General features: G+C 69.6%; 20 protein-coding genes and 1 tRNA gene. 6 read left to right on the top strand and 15 right to left on the bottom strand.

Annotated elements, in window-relative coordinates; translation table 11 throughout:
• Positions 1-153 precede the first annotated feature (153 nt).
• Positions 154-897, bottom strand: a complete 744-nt coding sequence (locus tag AC07OY_RS25915) for a proteasome-type protease (protein WP_495045476.1) — start codon at positions 895-897, stop codon at positions 154-156.
• Positions 894-1,922 carry an NAD-dependent epimerase/dehydratase family protein gene (locus AC07OY_RS25910; protein WP_495045475.1) on the bottom strand — a complete coding sequence of 343 codons (1,029 nt, stop codon included), beginning with the start codon at positions 1,920-1,922 and terminating at the stop codon, positions 894-896. The genes AC07OY_RS25915 and AC07OY_RS25910 overlap by 4 nt, the downstream gene beginning before the upstream one ends.
• A gap of 92 nt (positions 1,923-2,014) precedes the next feature.
• Here AC07OY_RS25910 and AC07OY_RS25905 point away from each other — a divergent pair, with 92 nt between their 5' ends.
• Positions 2,015-2,905: a LysR family transcriptional regulator gene (locus tag AC07OY_RS25905; protein ID WP_495045474.1), complete on the top strand. Its 891-nt coding sequence runs from the start codon at positions 2,015-2,017 to the stop codon at positions 2,903-2,905.
• Positions 2,906-2,908: 3 nt separating this feature from the next.
• Here AC07OY_RS25905 and AC07OY_RS25900 read toward each other — a convergent pair whose 3' ends face one another.
• A complete protein-coding gene (locus AC07OY_RS25900) occupies positions 2,909-3,184 on the bottom strand; it encodes a hypothetical protein (RefSeq protein ID WP_495045473.1) in 276 nt (91 codons plus the stop codon).
• 196 nt (positions 3,185-3,380) lie between these two features.
• Between AC07OY_RS25900 and AC07OY_RS25895 the strand changes: the two genes are divergently transcribed.
• Complete coding sequence (locus AC07OY_RS25895; protein WP_495045472.1) at positions 3,381-3,920, top strand: pyridoxamine 5'-phosphate oxidase family protein; 540 nt, start codon at positions 3,381-3,383, stop codon at positions 3,918-3,920.
• 67 nt (positions 3,921-3,987) lie between these two features.
• Here the strand turns inward: AC07OY_RS25895 and AC07OY_RS25890 are convergent.
• Positions 3,988-4,063, bottom strand: a tRNA-Arg gene (locus AC07OY_RS25890).
• Positions 4,064-4,193: 130 nt separating this feature from the next.
• On the opposite strand from AC07OY_RS25890, the gene AC07OY_RS25885 reads away from it, so the two are divergent.
• On the top strand, positions 4,194-4,733 hold the full coding sequence (locus tag AC07OY_RS25885) for a c-type cytochrome (protein WP_495045471.1): 540 nt from the start codon (positions 4,194-4,196) through the stop codon (positions 4,731-4,733).
• Between the two features lie 55 nt (positions 4,734-4,788).
• On the opposite strand, the gene AC07OY_RS25880 is transcribed toward AC07OY_RS25885, so the two are convergent.
• From AC07OY_RS25880 to AC07OY_RS25870, 3 genes are read right to left on the bottom strand one after another with little or no spacing between them, the layout of a single operon-like run.
• Positions 4,789-5,304, bottom strand: a complete 516-nt coding sequence (locus tag AC07OY_RS25880; protein ID WP_495045470.1) for a DUF2946 family protein — start codon at positions 5,302-5,304, stop codon at positions 4,789-4,791.
• Positions 5,305-5,316: 12 nt separating this feature from the next.
• Positions 5,317-6,282 carry a YheT family hydrolase gene (locus AC07OY_RS25875; RefSeq protein ID WP_495045469.1) on the bottom strand — a complete coding sequence of 322 codons (966 nt, stop codon included), beginning with the start codon at positions 6,280-6,282 and terminating at the stop codon, positions 5,317-5,319.
• An 11-nt stretch (positions 6,283-6,293) separates the two neighbouring features.
• Positions 6,294-6,737, bottom strand: a complete 444-nt coding sequence (locus AC07OY_RS25870) for a YybH family protein (protein WP_495045468.1) — start codon at positions 6,735-6,737, stop codon at positions 6,294-6,296.
• Between the two features lie 66 nt (positions 6,738-6,803).
• Between AC07OY_RS25870 and AC07OY_RS25865 the strand changes: the two genes are divergently transcribed.
• Positions 6,804-8,765 carry a hypothetical protein gene (locus AC07OY_RS25865; protein ID WP_495045467.1) on the top strand — a complete coding sequence of 654 codons (1,962 nt, stop codon included), beginning with the start codon at positions 6,804-6,806 and terminating at the stop codon, positions 8,763-8,765.
• A 2-nt stretch (positions 8,766-8,767) separates the two neighbouring features.
• Here the strand turns inward: AC07OY_RS25865 and AC07OY_RS25860 are convergent, their stop codons facing one another.
• The 8 genes from AC07OY_RS25860 to AC07OY_RS25825 form a co-directional block, all read right to left on the bottom strand.
• A complete protein-coding gene (locus AC07OY_RS25860; protein WP_495045466.1) occupies positions 8,768-8,983 on the bottom strand; it encodes a zinc-finger domain-containing protein in 216 nt (71 codons plus the stop codon).
• A 179-nt stretch (positions 8,984-9,162) separates the two neighbouring features.
• The gene (locus AC07OY_RS25855) at positions 9,163-10,107 is read right to left on the bottom strand and encodes a branched-chain amino acid transaminase (protein WP_495045465.1); all 945 of its coding nucleotides are present in this window, start codon (positions 10,105-10,107) and stop codon (positions 9,163-9,165) included.
• 35 nt (positions 10,108-10,142) lie between these two features.
• Positions 10,143-10,520, bottom strand: coding sequence for a hypothetical protein (locus tag AC07OY_RS25850; RefSeq protein ID WP_495045464.1), 378 nt, complete (start codon positions 10,518-10,520; stop codon positions 10,143-10,145).
• Positions 10,517-10,864 (bottom strand): antibiotic biosynthesis monooxygenase family protein, encoded by a 348-nt coding sequence (locus AC07OY_RS25845; RefSeq protein WP_495045463.1) that lies wholly within the window; start codon positions 10,862-10,864, stop codon positions 10,517-10,519. The genes AC07OY_RS25850 and AC07OY_RS25845 overlap by 4 nt, the downstream gene beginning before the upstream one ends.
• A 10-nt stretch (positions 10,865-10,874) precedes the next feature.
• On the bottom strand, positions 10,875-11,279 hold the full coding sequence (locus tag AC07OY_RS25840) for a VOC family protein (RefSeq protein WP_495045462.1): 405 nt from the start codon (positions 11,277-11,279) through the stop codon (positions 10,875-10,877).
• Between the two features lie 7 nt (positions 11,280-11,286).
• Complete coding sequence (locus AC07OY_RS25835) at positions 11,287-11,718, bottom strand: hypothetical protein (protein ID WP_495045461.1); 432 nt, start codon at positions 11,716-11,718, stop codon at positions 11,287-11,289.
• A 68-nt stretch (positions 11,719-11,786) separates the two neighbouring features.
• Positions 11,787-13,151: a DNA repair protein RadA gene (gene radA, locus AC07OY_RS25830; RefSeq protein WP_495045460.1), complete on the bottom strand. Its 1,365-nt coding sequence runs from the start codon at positions 13,149-13,151 to the stop codon at positions 11,787-11,789.
• Positions 13,152-13,164: 13 nt separating this feature from the next.
• Positions 13,165-13,866, bottom strand: a complete 702-nt coding sequence (locus AC07OY_RS25825; protein ID WP_495045459.1) for a hypothetical protein — start codon at positions 13,864-13,866, stop codon at positions 13,165-13,167.
• Between the two features lie 72 nt (positions 13,867-13,938).
• Between AC07OY_RS25825 and AC07OY_RS25820 the strand changes: the two genes are divergently transcribed.
• Positions 13,939-14,568: a LysE family transporter gene (locus tag AC07OY_RS25820; protein WP_495045458.1), complete on the top strand. Its 630-nt coding sequence runs from the start codon at positions 13,939-13,941 to the stop codon at positions 14,566-14,568.
• On the top strand, positions 14,568-15,473 hold the full coding sequence (locus AC07OY_RS25815; protein ID WP_495045457.1) for a DMT family transporter: 906 nt from the start codon (positions 14,568-14,570) through the stop codon (positions 15,471-15,473). The genes AC07OY_RS25820 and AC07OY_RS25815 overlap by 1 nt, the downstream gene beginning before the upstream one ends.
• The last annotated feature ends 21 nt before the right edge of the window (positions 15,474-15,494 follow it).

The following is a 15,494-nucleotide window of genomic DNA, read 5'->3' as shown; positions in this document are numbered from 1 at the left end:
ATCAAAAATGAGCATTTATCGAGCCAGACCCCCTAAGTTGTTGATTCCAATGCGGTTGACTTTGCGCTGGTCATCGCGCTGTCAACGGACTCGACAGCCCTGAATGGATGAGACACCGTTGTCAGGCTTCGCGCCGCGAGATGGCTGTCAGCTTCAGGCGTTGATGTCGAACCAGGGTTCGTTGGGCAGGTCATCGAAGACCTTGCGCAGGCCGGCGCTCCAGCCCTTGCGCAGGGACTGGAAATAGGCGTCGTCGCGCTCGATGCGGTGGGGCGGCTGCATGGCCATCTCGAACTGGTTGGCGCGCAGCATCAGCATGTCGATGGGCAGGCCGACCGACAGATTGGACTGGATGGTCGAGTCGAAGCTGACCAGGGTGCATTTGGCGGCCTCGTCCAGCGGCGTCGTGTCGTAGCGGATCACGCGGTCGATGATGGGCTTGCCGTATTTGCTCTCGCCGATCTGGAAATAGGGCGTCTCTTCCGTCGCCTCGATGAAATTGCCCTGTGGGTAGATGTGGAAGAGGCGCGGGCCCTCGCCCTTGATCTGGCCGCCCAGCAGCATGTTGGCGCCGAAGTCCACGCCGCCGTGCTGGTCGGCGCTGTCGCGGTAGATGATTTCCTTCAGCGTGCGGCCCAGCAGCACCGCGGCGTCGTAGAGCGTCGGCACGTTGAGCAGGTGCTCGCCGTCACCGTGGACGCGCTGGTTCAGCACCGAGATGACGGATTGGGTCGTTGCCAGATTGCCCGCCGTCAGGATGACGATCTCGCGCTGGTGCGGGATCTGGAACTGGTACATCTTGCGAAAGCTCGCGATGTGGTCCACGCCCGCGTTGGTGCGGGTGTCGGACGCGAACAGCAGGCCCGCACGCAGGCGCATGGCAACGCAATAGGTCATGGGGAAGTCCCGGCGAATGAGCTGTCGGCCATGTTACGGCTGGGGCGCTGCTGCGGGCAGCCCAGGCAGTCCAGGCCGCGCAGCGAGGCCTCGACGGCATCCATCAGCGGCGTGTGCGGCTCGAAGCCCAACACCTCCATCAGGCGGCGGTTGTCCAGGCGCACCGGCTGCTGCCACAGATAGCGCATCTCCTGCATCTCCTTGAGCGTGGCGACGAAGGGCGAGGCCAGCTTCAGCAGCCACCAGGGCAGGGCGGCGATGCGCGGCGGCTGGCCGTGGCGGGCGGCGACGCGCTGGATGGCCTCGGCCATCTCGCGGCCGCTGGCGTCCCAGTGCCCGGCCATGTGGAAGCTGGCGAACGCCGGCAGGCGCTCGCGCCGCGCCAGCAGCTCGACCATGGTGCGGGCCACGTCGGGCAGATAGGCCCATTGGTGGCCTGCGCCGGGCGCGGCCGGGTTGCTGATGCGGCTCACCGGCTTGCCCGGCTTGATGAGGCCCTGGGAGAACCAGCTGTTGCCCGGCTGCGGGCCGAAAAAGTCGCCGGCCCGGACGATGAGGCTGCGCATGCCGCGCTCGCTGGCGGCGCGCAGCCGGGCTTCCATCTCGACGCGGATGGCGCCTTTGCGCGTGAGCGGGCGCTGCGGCGAGTCTTCGTGCAGCAGCGGGAAGGCGTCCGGGCCGAAGTTGTAGACCGTGCCGGGCAGCACCAGCGTGGCTTGCTGGATCGTCGCGGCGGCGATCGAGTTGTCCAGCATGGGCAGCACCAGGCGGTCCCAGTCGCGGTAGCCGGGCGGGTTGACGGCATGCACGATGACGCTGCACTCCTGGGCGGCGCCGGCCACGTCGGGCGCATTCAGCGCGTCGCCCCGCAGCCAGTGGACGCCTTCGCGCATCTCGTGCGCCGCCGCCTGGCCCCGCTTGAGGGCCTTCACCGTCCAGCCCGCGTCGCGCAGCTGGCGCGCCACCTCGCCGCCAATGCCACCGCTCGCGCCGAGCACCAGGGCCGTCTTGTCCTTGCCTTGCATCGCTGTTCTCCAGAAGTTGATGGGACGGATTCTGGAAACCGGCGAACGCTTTGAAAATTGCCGAAGCTGGCGGTGCTGCTATACATTTTTGTATGACTTCAACACCGCCCTGGGCGCTGCTGCACACCTTTCTGGGCGTGCTGCGCGAAGGTTCGCTGTCCGGCGCCGCGCGCCTGCTGGACCTGACCCAGCCCACCGTCGGCCGCCATGTGGCGGCGCTGGAGCAGGCCCTGGGCCAGCCCCTGTTCACGCGCTCGCCCACCGGCCTGCTGCCGACCGAGGCCGCCCTGGCCCTGCGCGGCCATGCCGAGCAGATGGAAGCCGCCGCGGCCGCCCTGCAGCGGGCCGCGACGGCGCGTGGCGACGAGGTCAGGGGCACGGTCAGGGTGACGGCCAGCGAGGTCATCGGCGTGGAGGTGCTGGCCGGCGTCTTCGCCGGCTTGCGCGAGGCCCATCCGGGCCTGGTGCTGGAGCTGGCCCTGAGCAACCAGCTGCAGGACCTGCTGCGCCGCGAGGCCGACATCGCGGTGCGCATGACGCCGCCCGAGCAGGGCCAGCTGATCGCGCGGCGCATCGGCAGCATCGAGCTGGGCCTGTATGGCAGGCCCGACTACCTCGACCGCCACGGCCGGCCGTCCGGCATGGCCGAGCTGCAGCGCCACACGCTGATCGGCTTCGACAAGGTGACACCCTTCATCCGCGCCGGCGCCACCCGCCTGGGCGGCATCACGCGCGACGGCTTCGCGCTGCGCTGCGACTCCGACCTGGCCCAGCTCGCCCTGCTGCGGGCGGGCGCGGGCATCGGCGTCTGCCAGGTCGGGCTGGCCCGGCGCGAGCCGGTGCTGGAACGCGTGCTGGCCGACCAATTTGCCTGGCCGCTGGAGACCTGGGTCGCCATGCACGAGGACCTGCGCCAGAACCAGGCCTGCCGCGCGGTGTTCGATGCGCTGGTGGACGGGCTGTCGCGCCACGTCGGCGGCTGAACTTCAGCGGATCGGGCTCGAAGCCGGCCAGGGGGGCGGCGCGGACGCAGGTGGGAAGGAAGGCGGCGCCACCGAAGGCGGCATCGGCGAGGGCGGCAGCACCGGCGGCACGGCGGCGGGATCGCGCGGGGCGCTGGCCGCCTCGGCCGGTGGCGTGGCGGCCGTGGGCGCCGCAGCCGGCTGCTGGGCCGGTTGGCTGCAGGCGACCAGCGTCGCCAAGGCGGCGGTGGCGGCTGCCAGCCAGGGCCGGGGGGTGTGGCTGGGGCTGTCGCTGGGCATGGCTTGCTCCTTGGGTGCGGGCGTGATGCCGGAACCTTGATTGGCGCAGCAAGCCACGCCAGCACTCATAGGCCGCGGCCTATCGCCATGTAGGAGAGCAGGCGGCCCGTGCCGACAGCGGCCCGTCCTGAAGACCGACAGGCGCCGGACCGGCCTCTGCCTAGGCTTGAGCTTCAGTCAACGCCAAGGAGCCGACATGCGAGACGACAGCCGCGACCTCAAGGATGAGGTCGGTACCGAGGAAGACCTGAGCGGCCCGGCCGCCGCGCAGAAGATCGCCGAACTGGTCAAGGCCGGCAACAGCTGCTTCTTTTGCACGCTGGGCATGGGCACGCAGCTGCATGCACGGCCCATGACGGTCATGGAGGTCGACGAGGGCGGCACCCTGTGGTTCTTCACCGAGATCGACAGCCTGAAGACCATCGAGCTGGAGCGCGACCCGCGCGTCACGCTGTTCTTCAAGGAGGGCGACAACGGCGGCCACCTGAAACTCGACGGCCACGTCGCCCAGGTCACCGACCGGGCCACCATCCACCGCCTCTGGAGCCCCAAGTTGCGCGCCTGGTTCACCGAGGGCGAGGACGATCCGCGCATCTGCGTGCTGCGCGTCGATCCGGTCAGCGGCGAATACTGGGACACCCGCGGTGGCAGCCTGGTGGCCGGCCTGAAGATGCTGTTCGGCGCCATCACGGCCCAGCGCGTCGACGAGGGCGTGCATGGGCATCTGAAGCTCTGAGCCCGCGCTCGAATTGAGCCGTCCAACAAAAAAGCACTTGGCTGTGGAGCTAAGTGCTTTTTGCGCTTGGCGCGCCCGGTTGGGATCGAACCAACAACCCCTGCCTTCGGAGGGCAGTACTCTATCCATTGAGCTACGGGCGCGAAGCCGCAGATTCTAGCAGCGGGGTTCCCATGAGGCCGGGGCACCATGGGGGCTGCCTATAATTCGCAGGTTTTGTGTCCCGCAGCGCGGGGCACTGCCGAGCCGAACAAGGACCGACAAGAGGAATCCATGAGCGCCAGCCACGATCACGACCACGACGACGCCCACACGGGCCCCATCAAGACCCCCAAGCAGCTGGCCTGGGCCGTCTTCTTCTCGTTCGTCGTGCCGGTCGTCATCATCATCATGCTGGCCAACTACGTCAGCACGGACACCAAGCCGGCTGCCGGCACCGGCGCCCTGGAAAGCCAGGCCGTCGCCTCGCGCATCGCGCCGGTCGGCCGCGTGGAAGTCAAGGACGTCAACGATGTCGCCGCGATGAAGACCGGCGAGCAGGTCTTCCAGGCCCAGTGCGCGGCCTGCCACGCCACCGGCGCCGCCGGTGCCCCCAAGCTGGGCGATGCAGCAGCCTGGGGCCCGCGCATCAAGAGCGGCTTTGACGCTCTCGTGCACTCGGCCCTCAAGGGCAAGGGCAGCATGGGCCCGCAGGGCGGCGGCGATTTCAGCGACTTCGAGGTCTCGCGCGCCGTGGTCTACATGGCCAACCAGGGCGGTGCCAAGTTCGACGAGCCCAAGATGCCGGCCCCGGCCGCTTCGGCCGCGCAGTAAGAAGTCGATCCCTGACCTGCAAGGGCTGCCTCGGCAGCCCTTGTCGTTTTTGGGCTCAGGGAAGCGGCTGGCGCACGAAGCCGAAGCGCTGCGGCAGCTCGTCGGCGCGCAGCTCCTCCGGCGTCCAGCGGGCTTGCTCGACGGCGTCCGCCGCCAGGCTCATGTCGGCCGTGTGGACCAGGCCCGGGCCGAGGTCGGTGAACAGGTAGAGCCGCCCGGCTTCGTCCAGGCCGCTTGATTGCACCGCCGCGGCGAGGCCGGTGTGGCTGAGCACCTGGCCATCAGGCTGCAGGCGCCAGATCCAGGGCGTGGCCTCCAGCTCCACATAGACGCGCTGCGGCCCGTTCTGGAAGAACCAGCAGCCGGCGTCGTCGGCCGCGTAGTTGCGCTCGATGAAGGCGCGCAGCTTGTCATGGGTGATGCGGCTGCCCTTGACCTGTGGGAAGGGGCCGGCGTGCTGGATGCGCTCGTCGCGCATATACCAGTCGCCACGCGCGTCCAGGGCCAGCCAGCCGTAGCAGTGCGGCACATGGGGCCACTTCTTCAATGCCGCTTCGACGATGGGGTCCATGGCGTCTCGGGGTCAACGGTGCCTGGCCAGCCAGTCGCAGACCTGCTCGGGCATGGTCAGCAGATGGCCGGGCAGGCGGCCGGCGGGAAAGCCGACGTGGCCGCCGTGGCCGGGCTGCCAGAGTGTCACATGCGGGCCGACCTCGGCGGCATGCGGCAGGCTGTGGCCGGGCACGAAGGGGTCGTTGCGCGCGTTCAGCACCAGGGCCGGGATGCGGATGCGATGCAGATGCGGCTTGGACGAGCCGCGCGTCCAGTAGTCGTCGGCGCTCTTGAAGCCGTGCAGCGGCGCGGTGAAGAGGTGGTCGAACTCGTAGATGGTCGAGGCCCGCTTCAGGCGCTCGCCGTCGAAGAGCCCGGGGTGCTGCTGCAGCTTGCGCAGGGCCTTGGGGATCATGGTGCGCAGGAAGCGGCGCGCATAGACCTGTTTGTTGAAGCCCCGGTCGATGGCCGCGCCGGCGGCATGCATGTCGATGGGCGAGCAGATGGAGCAGACGGCGCGGGCCACCTGGGCCGCCTGCGTGCCGGCCTCCTCGGCCCAGCGCATCAGCGCATTGCCGCCCAGCGAGACGCCAGCGACGAGGAGCTGGCCGCCGTGGCGTTCGCGCAGGCGCTGCAGGATCCAGCCCACCTCTTCATAGTCGCCCGAGTGGTAGGCGCGCGGGCCGCGGTTCAGCTCGCCCGAGCAGCCGCGGAAATGGGGCAGGGCCATCTGCCAGCCGCGCGCGCGGGCGACGCTGGCGAAGGCGACGCTGGAGTGGCTGGTGCGGTCGCCCTCCAGGCCGTGGAAGAGCACGAACAGCGGAGCGTCCGCAGGCGCATCCGTGAGGAAGTCGACATCGATGAAGTCGCCATCCGGCGTGTCCCAGCGCTCGCGTGTCCAGTTGGGCTGCGGGCCGTCGTGCTGGCGGCTGAAGAGGGCGGGCCAGATGGTCTGGGCATGGCCGCCGGGCAGCCAGCGGGGGGCGCGGTACTGCATGCGCTGACCTCCTAGTGCAGCGTGCCGGCGTCGGCGACGAGCTCCTGGACATCGCCCGCATTGCCCGGGCTGGCGTGGTGCAGCACCAGGCGCCAGCCCAGCGCCGTCTTCAGATAGACATTGGTCGCGATGACCCAGGACTGCTGGGCTTCGCCATGCAGCTGCACGCGCTCCAGCACGTGGTGGATGGCGCAGTCGCCGCTGTGCAGGCGGCGCACGCGCTCGGGATGGACGCTGACGGCGCCGCGCTGGAAGACCGCCTCGAAGGCGGCGCGGATGGCGCTCAGGCCGACGATGCGCGGGCCGCCCGGGTGGACGCAGGCCACTTCCTCGTCATCGGCCCACAGGGCCATCAGGTGGTCGAGGTCGGCATGCTGCAGGGCCTCGTAGAACTGGGCCTCGGTGTCATCGGGCGAGGCGAGCAGGGCGGCGGTCTGGGCGGCGGAGCGGGGCATGGCGCGATTGTAGGAAGTTGGCCGGCGGCTACATTGGCGCGGTCATCACGCTGCCCGACTCAACCCATGCTTCTGTTCAAGACGCTTGTTCCGGCCTTGCTGTGTCTGTTGTTGACGGCCTGTGGCGGAGGAGGCGGCGGCGACTCGACGCCGCCGCCCGGGCCGACTCCGGTGCCGCCGCTGGGCACGCAATGCCTCAGCGGCTCCGTGGCCCGCCTGGCCCTGCCCGCCACGGCCAGCGCCGGGCGCAACCAGGAGCTGGCGCTGCTGGCCTGCGCCGGCTCGCGGCTTGAGACCGTGCAATGGCGCCAGACGGCCGGCGCCACCCTGGCCCTGGCCTCGGCGCGCTCCCAGTCCCTCAGCCTCGCCCCCGCAGCAGCGGGCCGCTATGCCTTCAGCGTGGACTTCACCGACGCCAGGGGCGCCAGCCACAGCGGCCAGGCCGAGATCAACGCCGGCGCCGCCGAGGCGGCCACGCTGCTGATCCGCGGCGAGCCCTCGGTGTGGGCGGGCGGCCAGACCTCGCTGCGCGCCTGGGTCGACGGCCTGGCCGTGGCCGACTACGCGGCGGCGCGCGTGCGCTGGAGCCGCGTCGACGGCCCCGACGCCAACCTGGGCGACGCGGCCCAATGGCGCGTCATCTTCACGGCACCCACGGTCAGCGAGGACAGCCTGCTGCGCCTGCGCGCCGAGGTCACGCTGGCCGACGGGCGCAGCCTCAGCCAGGAGTTCAGCCTGCTGGTGCAGGCCCCGCCGCCGCCGGCCGCGTCGCCGCTGTTCGGCTCGGGCAATCTGTCCTCGCGCGTCTATCCCTATGTGGCGGCCAGCGCGCATGCCGCGGCGCTGCGCGAGTGCATCTACACGCCGGCGCTCAACAACGCCAATCTCTGCAACTTGAGCCGCCTGCCCCTGTTGGGCACCGAGACCCGCGGCGAGCTGCCGACGGTGGAGCAGGTCATGGCGCGGGTGCTGGTGTCCAACGACTGGATGGGCCAGCGCTTCGAAGCCTTCCTGCGCGAGCAGGACGGGAATGGCGACTTCCGCCGCCTGCTCAACGCCACCACGGCCGTCGTCATCGGCGCCCGGGTGCGGCCGGCTTTCTACTGGAGCGCCACCGGCGCCATCTATCTCGACGCCGACTACCTCTGGCAGACGGCAGCCGAGCGCGACACGGTCAGCGAGGCGCCCGACCCGCGGGCCGAGTACGGCAACGACCTCGCCTACACCATGCTGTGGCGCTATGTGCAGGGCAACAAGTCGGCCGGCGGCCGTCCGCCCGTGCTGGAGCGCGCCTCGCGCGACAGCGCCGCGCTGATCCCGGCCCTGGGCCGGCTGCTGTATCACGAGCTGACCCACGCCAACGACTTCCTGCCGCCGCGCGTGCATCTGCTGGTGAACGGTGGCCTGCGCGTCTACGAGGCGGTGCCGGCCAACACGGCGTCCGAGCAGCTGCGCAACCAGCTGCCCTTCTACTCACAGGACATGGTCGACCTGGGCCGGGTGCAGTTCTTCGGCGTGGCGTCCACGGCGACGCAGCGCGGCTACCAGCCGGAAGACATCACGCGCTTCTTCAGCAGCGACCGGGTCACCGACGAGTACAGCTATTCCATGCCCGCCGGCCAGACCGTGCCGCGCGAGGACACGGCCATGCTGGCCGAGGAGGCGTTGATGCAATTGCGCCATGGCGTGCTGCGCGACGTGGCCGTCACGCCGGCACTGCCGATGGGAGGCACGAGCGCCGACCTGGTCGTCGGCTGGGGCCAGCGTGGCCGTGTCGGCGATGCGGCCATCAAGCCGCGCGTGGCCCTGGTGCTGGCCCAGACCATGCCGTGGCTGCCGGCCGGCTTCACCAATGGCCTGGCGGCGCCGACGCCACTGCGCGCCGGCCTGAGCTGGGGCCAGAACCTGGACCAGGGCGCCCTGGCGATGGGGGTGGTGAAGCCGCTGTCAGTGGCGGAGCGGGCGCTGGAGGCCGACCTGGACAGCCAGCGCCGCGGCAGCCGCAGGGCCGCCGCGTTGGCGCGCTGAACTCAGTGGCCGGAGGAGAGGACCTCGCCGGCCTTGAGCTTGTAGGCGGTGCCGCAGTACGGGCATTGGCCCTGGCCGCCGTGGGTCAGGTCGATGAAGACCTTGGGATGGTTGCTCCACAGCGCCATCTTGGGATTGGGGCAGAAGACGGTGCCGTTGTCGTTGCAGTCCTTGGCCGTCACTTCGACGGTGGCGGCGGGCGTGGTGGTGGTGCTCATGTTTTCTCGTCAGTTGTGCGTTTCGCAGCGTGCATTGCCAGCGGGCCGAGCGCCGGGCCGCTCCCTAGCCGGCCCGCGTTTGGCGATGTGCTTGCGGCTCAATGCCGCAAGCATCGCCGTCCCCTCGGGGGACCGACCAGACTCGCTCGCGTTCAGCGACGCGAGGCTGGGCGAGGGGCTCAAACTGAAGTCAGCCACTCGGCGTACTTGGGGTTGCGGCCGTTGACGATGTCGAAGAAGGCCGACTGGATCTTTTCGGTGATGGGGCCGCGACGACCCGCATATTCACCCGAGCCGATCTCGACGCGGTCCAGCTCGCGGATGGGCGTCACTTCGGCGGCGGTGCCGGTGAAGAAGGCCTCGTCGCAGATATAGACCTCGTCGCGGGTGATGCGCTTCTCGACCAGCTTGAGGCCCAGGTCCTGGCAGATCGCGAAGATGGTGTTGCGGGTGATGCCGTTCAGCGCGCCGGCCGACAGGTCGGGCGTGTAGACGACGCCGCCCTTGATGACGAAGAGGTTTTCGCCCGCGCCTTCGGACACGAAGCCCGAGGCGTCCAGCAGCAGGGCCTCGTCATAGCCCTCGTCGACGGCTTCCATATTGGCCAGGATGGAATTGGTGTAGTTGGACACCGTCTTGGCCTGCGTCATCGTGATGTTGACGTGGTGGCGGGTGTAGGAGCTGGTCTTGACGCGGATGCCGCGCTTCATGCCGTCCTCGCCCAGGTAGGCGCCCCAGCTCCAGGCGGCCACCATCAGGTGGACCTGGTTGCCCTTGGGGCTGACGCCCAGCTTCTCGGAGCCGATCCAGATCAGCGGGCGCAGATAGGCGCTCTTCAGGCCGTTGGCCTTGACGACCTCGCGCTGGGCCTCGTTGACCTGCTCCTGCGAGAAGGGGATCTTCATGCGCAGGATCTTGGCGCTGTTGAACAGGCGCTGGGTGTGCTCCTGCAGGCGGAAGATGGCCGTGCCGTTGACGGTGTCGTAGGCGCGCACGCCTTCGAAGGCGCCGCAGCCGTAGTGCAGGGTGTGGGTCAGCACATGGATCTTGGCGTCGCGCCAGTCGACGAGCTCGCCGTCCATCCAGATCTTGCCGTCGCGGTCGTGCAGGGGGGCGGGAACCATCGGGTACTCCAGGGGCTGGGTGAAAACCGGCGATTTTACGAAGAGCCGTCCGCCCGTATCAGCCGCCACTCGACGAGCTTGCCTTTCACGAGCTTGACTTCCACGGCGTCCCCGCCGGCGTCGCGCCAGACAAAGGTCTCGGGCGCCTGTTTCACGCCCAGGCTGCCGGCCAGGCCGATCAGGTCGACCAGCTTCATGCCGGCGTGCAGCTTGGCTGAAAGCATGACGGCATTGGCCACCGAGCCCAGGGGCGCGGCGCCGGCCTTTTTCATGACCCGCATCAGCCGCGAGATCTGCAGCAGCAGCCAGAAGATGATGCCCGTGGTGGCGAAGATGACGCCCTGCCAGCCGAGCAGGGCGCCGCCGATGATGAGGGCCGCGAGGGCCAGTCCAACACCGATCCAGGGGTTCATGGCAGCGGGTCCTTCAGTCCGTCTTCGCGCGTCCAGGCATAGGCGCGCTCGACCTTGGCCACGCGCAGCGTGTAGTGCTGGTACCAGTCGCTGCGGCCGGTGTCGCGGGCGACCTTGTGCTCGGCGTCGCGGCGCCAGGCGGCAATGTCCTCGGGGCTGCGCCAGTAGGAGACCGTGATGCCGAGGCCGTCCTCGCCGCGGGCGCTTTCCACGCCCAGATAGCCGGGTTGCTCAGAGGCCAGGGCCACCATGCGGTCGGCCATGTCGCCATAGCCGCCGTCCACTGGCGTGCGTTGGCTGGTGAAGATGACCGCGTAGTAGGGCGGTTGCGGGAGTGCGCTCATGGCGCACATCCTAGAGCCGAGTCACTTCGACGCTGTCGGCTGTTCGCTGCGTCGGGCCGTGGTAGACGGCCTCGATGTTGTTGCCGTCGGGGTCCAGCACGAAGGCCGCGTAATAGCCGGGGTGGTAGTGGCGCGGCCCCGGCGCGCCCTGGTCGCGGCCGCCGGCGGACAGCGTCATCGCGTGGAAGCGCCGCACTTCCTCTTCACTGCGGGCCTGGAAGGCCAGGTGCACATGCGAGACCCGCCCCTGGGCCTCGTCGACATAGAACTCGTCGGCGTAGAAGCAGCCCGCCGCTTCGCCGAAGGCCTCCAGCCGGCCGATCGCCTCGAGGGCCGCACGGTAGAAGCGCCGGCTGGCCGCCAGGTCGCTCACGCGCAGATGCACATGGTCGAGCAGGCGGCCGTATTGGTCCATGACCGGCCTACTTGTTCACCTTGAGCAGCACGCAACGCACCCACTGGCCGGACTCCAGCGCGTCCTGGTGGCCGTTCAGGAACTGCTCGGCCGTGGAGTTGCGCGCCGTGAAGCTCATGCCGTGCAGGATGCCCATGCGAGGCACGGGGCGCGACCACTTGCGCTCGACGACGCCGTTGAACCAGGACACCTGCTCCTCCTCGTCGTCCATGTCGGAGCGGCCCAGCAGCAGCACGACCTCGTACTTGTCGTCCGTCAGCGGCTCGGCGGCGCTGGTCAGCACCTGCAGGCCGCCGTCGCTCATGTTCAGCACCAGGCCGGCCGGCCCCTGGCTGAACTGCACCGGCTTGAAGACCCAGCCCGGCAGGGAGTCGGCGTCGTGCTGGGCGGCGAGAAAGTCGGTGCGCGGGTACTGCCTGAGGTTGGCGGGGTCGGACATGTAGGGGCTCCTCCGTGGAGCCCCCATCCTAAGCAGACTTTGCGCCGGCGTGCACCATGGAAACCAGTTCAGACAATTCCGCGCAGCACTTCGATGGCCTGCTCGACGCGTTCGACGGCATGGATGGTCAGCCCCTCGATGGCTTTCTTGGGTGCGTTGGCCTTCGGAACCACGGCGACGCTGAAGCCCAGCTTGGCGGCTTCCTTGAGCCGCTCCTGGCCGCGCGGCGCGGGGCGCACCTCGCCGGCCAGGCCGATCTCGCCGAAGGCGATGAAGCCCTTGGGCAAGGCCCGGCCCCGCAGGCTGCTCTGGATGGCCAGCAGCACGGCCAGGTCGGCCGCCGGCTCGCTGATGCGCACGCCGCCGACGGCGTTGACGAAGACGTCCTGGTCGCCCGTCGCCACGCCGGCATGGCGATGCAGCACGGCCAGCAGCATGGCCAGGCGGTCGCGGTCCAGGCCGACGGACAGCCGCCGCGGACTGACGCCGCCGCTGTCCACCAGCGCCTGCAGCTCCACCAGCAGGGGGCGCGTGCCTTCCAGCGTGACCAGCACGCAGCTGCCCGGCACCGGCTCGGCGTGGGTGGACAGGAAGATGGCGCTCGGGTTGGCCACGCCCTTGAGTCCCTTCTCGGTCATCGCGAACACGCCGATTTCGTTGACGGCACCGAAGCGGTTCTTGATGGCGCGCACCAGGCGGAAGCTGGAGTGGGTGTCACCCTCGAAATACAGCACCGTGTCGACGATGTGCTCCAAGACTCGCGGGCCCGCGAGAGCTCCCTCTTTCGTCACATGCCCGACGAGCACGATGGAGCAGCCGCGCGCCTTGGCCGTGCGCGTCAGCTGGGCCGCGCATTCGCGCACCTGGGCGACCGAGCCAGGCGCCGAGGTCAGCTGCTCGGAGTAGAGGGTCTGGATGGAGTCGATGACGCAGAAATCGGGTTCCTCGGCCTCGATGGTGGCGAGGATCTTCTCCAGGCCGATCTCGGCCAGCACGCGTACCTTGGTGCCCGACAGGCCCAGCCGGCGCGAGCGCATGGCGACCTGGGCGCCGCTTTCCTCGCCGGTCACATAGAGGACCTTGACCGTCTGCGACAGCGACTCGACCGCTTGCAGCAGCAGCGTCGACTTGCCGATGCCCGGGTCGCCGCCGATCAGCACGACGCCGCCGGCGACGATGCCGCCGCCCAGCACCCGGTCCAGTTCCTCCTGGCCGGTGGGCGTGCGGTCGAAGTCACTGGCCTCGATCTCGGACAGCGTCGCCACCGGCTGGCTCCTGGCCAGGGACTGGTAGCGGTTCTTGGCGCCGCCTGTCGGTTCGGCGGCCGTTTCGGTCAAGGTGTTCCAGGCGCCGCAGTGCGGGCATTTGCCCAGCCATTTGGCATTGCTGCCGCCGCACTCGGTACAGGTGTAGATGCTTTTGGGGGTGGCCATGCGGCCATTGTCGTCAGTGCGTGCGCCAGATCCTGACGGCATGGGGCAGCGACTCGGCCTCGGGCATCCAGCGATCCAGCGCCGCACCGAGGGCGCTGCCGGCCAGCACGACGACCAGGGCGCCGACCCAGGTGTGCTGCAGCGCGCAGCGCAGCCAGCCGCCGCGCTCGAACTGGCGCTGGTGCCGCCAGGCCAGGCCCGCGGCGAAGGCGGCCAGGGCCACCTCGACGGACACGGCCATCAGCACCTCGACGCCGAACAGCAGGCTCACCCCCGCGCCCAGCAGCGCCGCCAGCGCGAATGCCATGGCGACGACGGCCGCAATCGGCAGCAGCACGAGGGCGCCTTCGTCCAGGCCTGAGGCCGCTTCGAAAACGCTGCCGACCCCGTCAGCCAGGCCGGCATCGGCGGCCACGTCGGCCACATCGAGGGCTTCCGCCACGCCGGCGTCCTCGCGGCTCAGCAACCAGGCCGCCCACAGCCGCAGCAGGCCCAGATAGACGGCATAGCTGATGGCCAGGCTCAGCGCGAAGCGCAGCGACAGCGTGTCGACGCCCAGCTTGCGCAGCAGGGCGCCGCAGCTCCACAGGCAGGCCAGGCAGCACAGCGCGATCAGGCCGACATGCAGGCGCAGCCAGCGGTGGGCCTGCAGCCAGCGGCGCGTGCCGAGGGCGTGGCGGTGGGCCGAGGGGGCGGGTTCGGGATCGCGGCGCATGGGCGGATTCTGATGGGGGCTTTGGCCCGCATGGGACACTTCGAATCCGTTGGTTTGTGGATGGAGCCCGACATGGAGTTCTCGGTCTGGTTGGCCTTTTTCGCGGCGTCCTGGGCGATCAGCCTGTCGCCCGGCGCGGGCGCGGTCGCGGCCATGAGCGCGGGCCTGTCGCATGGCTTCAAGCGCGGGTATTTCATGACCTTCGGCCTCATCCTCGGCATCCTGACCCAGGTCATCCTCGTCAGCGCCGGCCTGGGCGCGCTGATCGCCGCTTCCTCGCTGGGCTTTGCCATCGTCAAATGGGCCGGCGTGGCCTATCTGATCTACCTCGGCGTGCAGCAATGGCGGGCGCCGGCCAGGCCGCTGGCCGCGGCGGATGACGGCGCCGCCAGCGTCACGCGCCGCCAGCTGGTGCTGCGTGGTTGGGGCATCAATGCCGTCAACCCCAAGGGCACGGTCTTCCTGCTGGCCGTCGTGCCGCAGTTCCTGGACCTGCACGCGCCGCTGGCGCCGCAATATCTCGTCATCGGCTCCACGCTGGCCTTCACCGACCTGGTGGTGATGGCCGGCTACACGGCCCTGGCCGCGCGCGTGCTGGCGGCGCTGAAAAGCGAGGGCCACATCAGGATGATGAACCGCGTCTTCGGCTCCCTCTTCGTCGCGGCGGGTGCCCTGCTGGCCACGTTCAAGCGCGCGGCCTGATGACGGCGGAGAACAAGTCCGGCCGCCTGCCCACCTGGTTCCTCTTCCTGGCCCCGGTGCTGATCTGGGCCAGCACCTGGCACGTCATCCTCTACCAGCTGGCCTCCGAGGTGCCGGTGCTGACCTCGGTCGGCTGGCGCTTTGCGCTGTCGGCCCTGATGTTGGCCGGCCTGGCCCGCTGGCAGGGCGCGTCGCTGAAGCTGCCGGGCTATTCCCACCTCTACATGCTGGGCACCGGCGTCATCCAGTACGCCGGCAACTACTGGGCCATCTACGAAGCCGAGCGCTATGTGCCCAGCGGCCTGGTGGCCGTGCTGTTCTGCCTGCTGGTGTTCATGAACGCCTTCGTGGCCTGGCTGCTGTGGCGCCAGCCCGTGAGCCGGCGCTTCCTGGTCGCCTCCAGCGGCGCGGTGCTGGGCGTGGCCCTGGTCTTCTGGCCCGAGCTGGCGTCGACCGGCGCGCGGCCGGATGCGGCCCTGGGCCTGGGCTTGAGCTTCTTCGCCGTCGTCGTGGCCTGCATCGGCGGCTTCTTCACCATCGTGCTGACGCGCCGCGGCCTGCCCCTGGTGCCGGTGCTGGCCTGGAGCATGGGCTATGGAGCCGTCTTCCTGCTCGTGATGTCCCTGGTCCAGGGCCACGGCCTGCGCTTTGACGGCGCCTGGACCTATGTGGGCAGCCTGGTCTACCTGGCCGCCTTCGGCTCGGTCATCGCCTTCACGCTGTATTACCGCCTGGTGGAGCGCCGCGGGCCGGCGCACGCGGCCTTGATCGGCGTGATGGTGCCGGTCATCGCCCTGGTCGTGTCGGCGGTGCTGGAGGGCTGGCAGGCCACGCCGCTGGCCGTGGGCGGCATGGTGCTGTGCCTGGCCAGCCTCTTCGTGGCGACGCGGCCGGCGAAGGCCTAGCCTGCCCAGTTCATCCGCCAG

It is taken from the genome of Roseateles sp. GW821-FHT09H10, assembly GCF_059415865.1.
Note: the sequence above shows the minus strand (reverse complement) of the source record. Positions and strands in the feature narration are given on the sequence as shown.

Excerpts from the sequence above, each read along its gene's own strand:
- AC07OY_RS25905 (WP_495045474.1), top strand. The coding sequence starts at position 2,015 with ATGACTTCAACACCGCCCTGGGCGCTGCTGCACACCTTTCTGGGCGTG.
- AC07OY_RS25820 (WP_495045458.1), top strand. The coding sequence starts at position 13,939 with ATGGAGTTCTCGGTCTGGTTGGCCTTTTTCGCGGCGTCCTGGGCGATC.
- AC07OY_RS25865 (WP_495045467.1), top strand. The coding sequence starts at position 6,804 with ATGCTTCTGTTCAAGACGCTTGTTCCGGCCTTGCTGTGTCTGTTGTTG.
- AC07OY_RS25880 (WP_495045470.1), bottom strand. The coding sequence starts at position 5,304 with ATGGACCCCATCGTCGAAGCGGCATTGAAGAAGTGGCCCCATGTGCCG.
- AC07OY_RS25860 (WP_495045466.1), bottom strand. The coding sequence starts at position 8,983 with ATGAGCACCACCACCACGCCCGCCGCCACCGTCGAAGTGACGGCCAAG.
- AC07OY_RS25840 (WP_495045462.1), bottom strand. The coding sequence starts at position 11,279 with ATGGACCAATACGGCCGCCTGCTCGACCATGTGCATCTGCGCGTGAGC.
- AC07OY_RS25850 (WP_495045464.1), bottom strand. The coding sequence starts at position 10,520 with ATGAACCCCTGGATCGGTGTTGGACTGGCCCTCGCGGCCCTCATCATC.
- AC07OY_RS25855 (WP_495045465.1), bottom strand. The coding sequence starts at position 10,107 with ATGGTTCCCGCCCCCCTGCACGACCGCGACGGCAAGATCTGGATGGAC.
- AC07OY_RS25870 (WP_495045468.1), bottom strand. The coding sequence starts at position 6,737 with ATGCCCCGCTCCGCCGCCCAGACCGCCGCCCTGCTCGCCTCGCCCGAT.
- AC07OY_RS25875 (WP_495045469.1), bottom strand. The coding sequence starts at position 6,282 with ATGCAGTACCGCGCCCCCCGCTGGCTGCCCGGCGGCCATGCCCAGACC.
- AC07OY_RS25910 (WP_495045475.1), bottom strand. The coding sequence starts at position 1,922 with ATGCAAGGCAAGGACAAGACGGCCCTGGTGCTCGGCGCGAGCGGTGGC.
- AC07OY_RS25900 (WP_495045473.1), bottom strand. The coding sequence starts at position 3,184 with ATGCCCAGCGACAGCCCCAGCCACACCCCCCGGCCCTGGCTGGCAGCC.
- AC07OY_RS25845 (WP_495045463.1), bottom strand. The coding sequence starts at position 10,864 with ATGAGCGCACTCCCGCAACCGCCCTACTACGCGGTCATCTTCACCAGC.
- AC07OY_RS25895 (WP_495045472.1), top strand. The coding sequence starts at position 3,381 with ATGCGAGACGACAGCCGCGACCTCAAGGATGAGGTCGGTACCGAGGAA.
- radA (WP_495045460.1), bottom strand. The coding sequence starts at position 13,151 with ATGGCCACCCCCAAAAGCATCTACACCTGTACCGAGTGCGGCGGCAGC.
- AC07OY_RS25885 (WP_495045471.1), top strand. The coding sequence starts at position 4,194 with ATGAGCGCCAGCCACGATCACGACCACGACGACGCCCACACGGGCCCC.
- AC07OY_RS25835 (WP_495045461.1), bottom strand. The coding sequence starts at position 11,718 with ATGTCCGACCCCGCCAACCTCAGGCAGTACCCGCGCACCGACTTTCTC.
- AC07OY_RS25825 (WP_495045459.1), bottom strand. The coding sequence starts at position 13,866 with ATGCGCCGCGATCCCGAACCCGCCCCCTCGGCCCACCGCCACGCCCTC.
- AC07OY_RS25815 (WP_495045457.1), top strand. The coding sequence starts at position 14,568 with ATGACGGCGGAGAACAAGTCCGGCCGCCTGCCCACCTGGTTCCTCTTC.
- AC07OY_RS25915 (WP_495045476.1), bottom strand. The coding sequence starts at position 897 with ATGACCTATTGCGTTGCCATGCGCCTGCGTGCGGGCCTGCTGTTCGCG.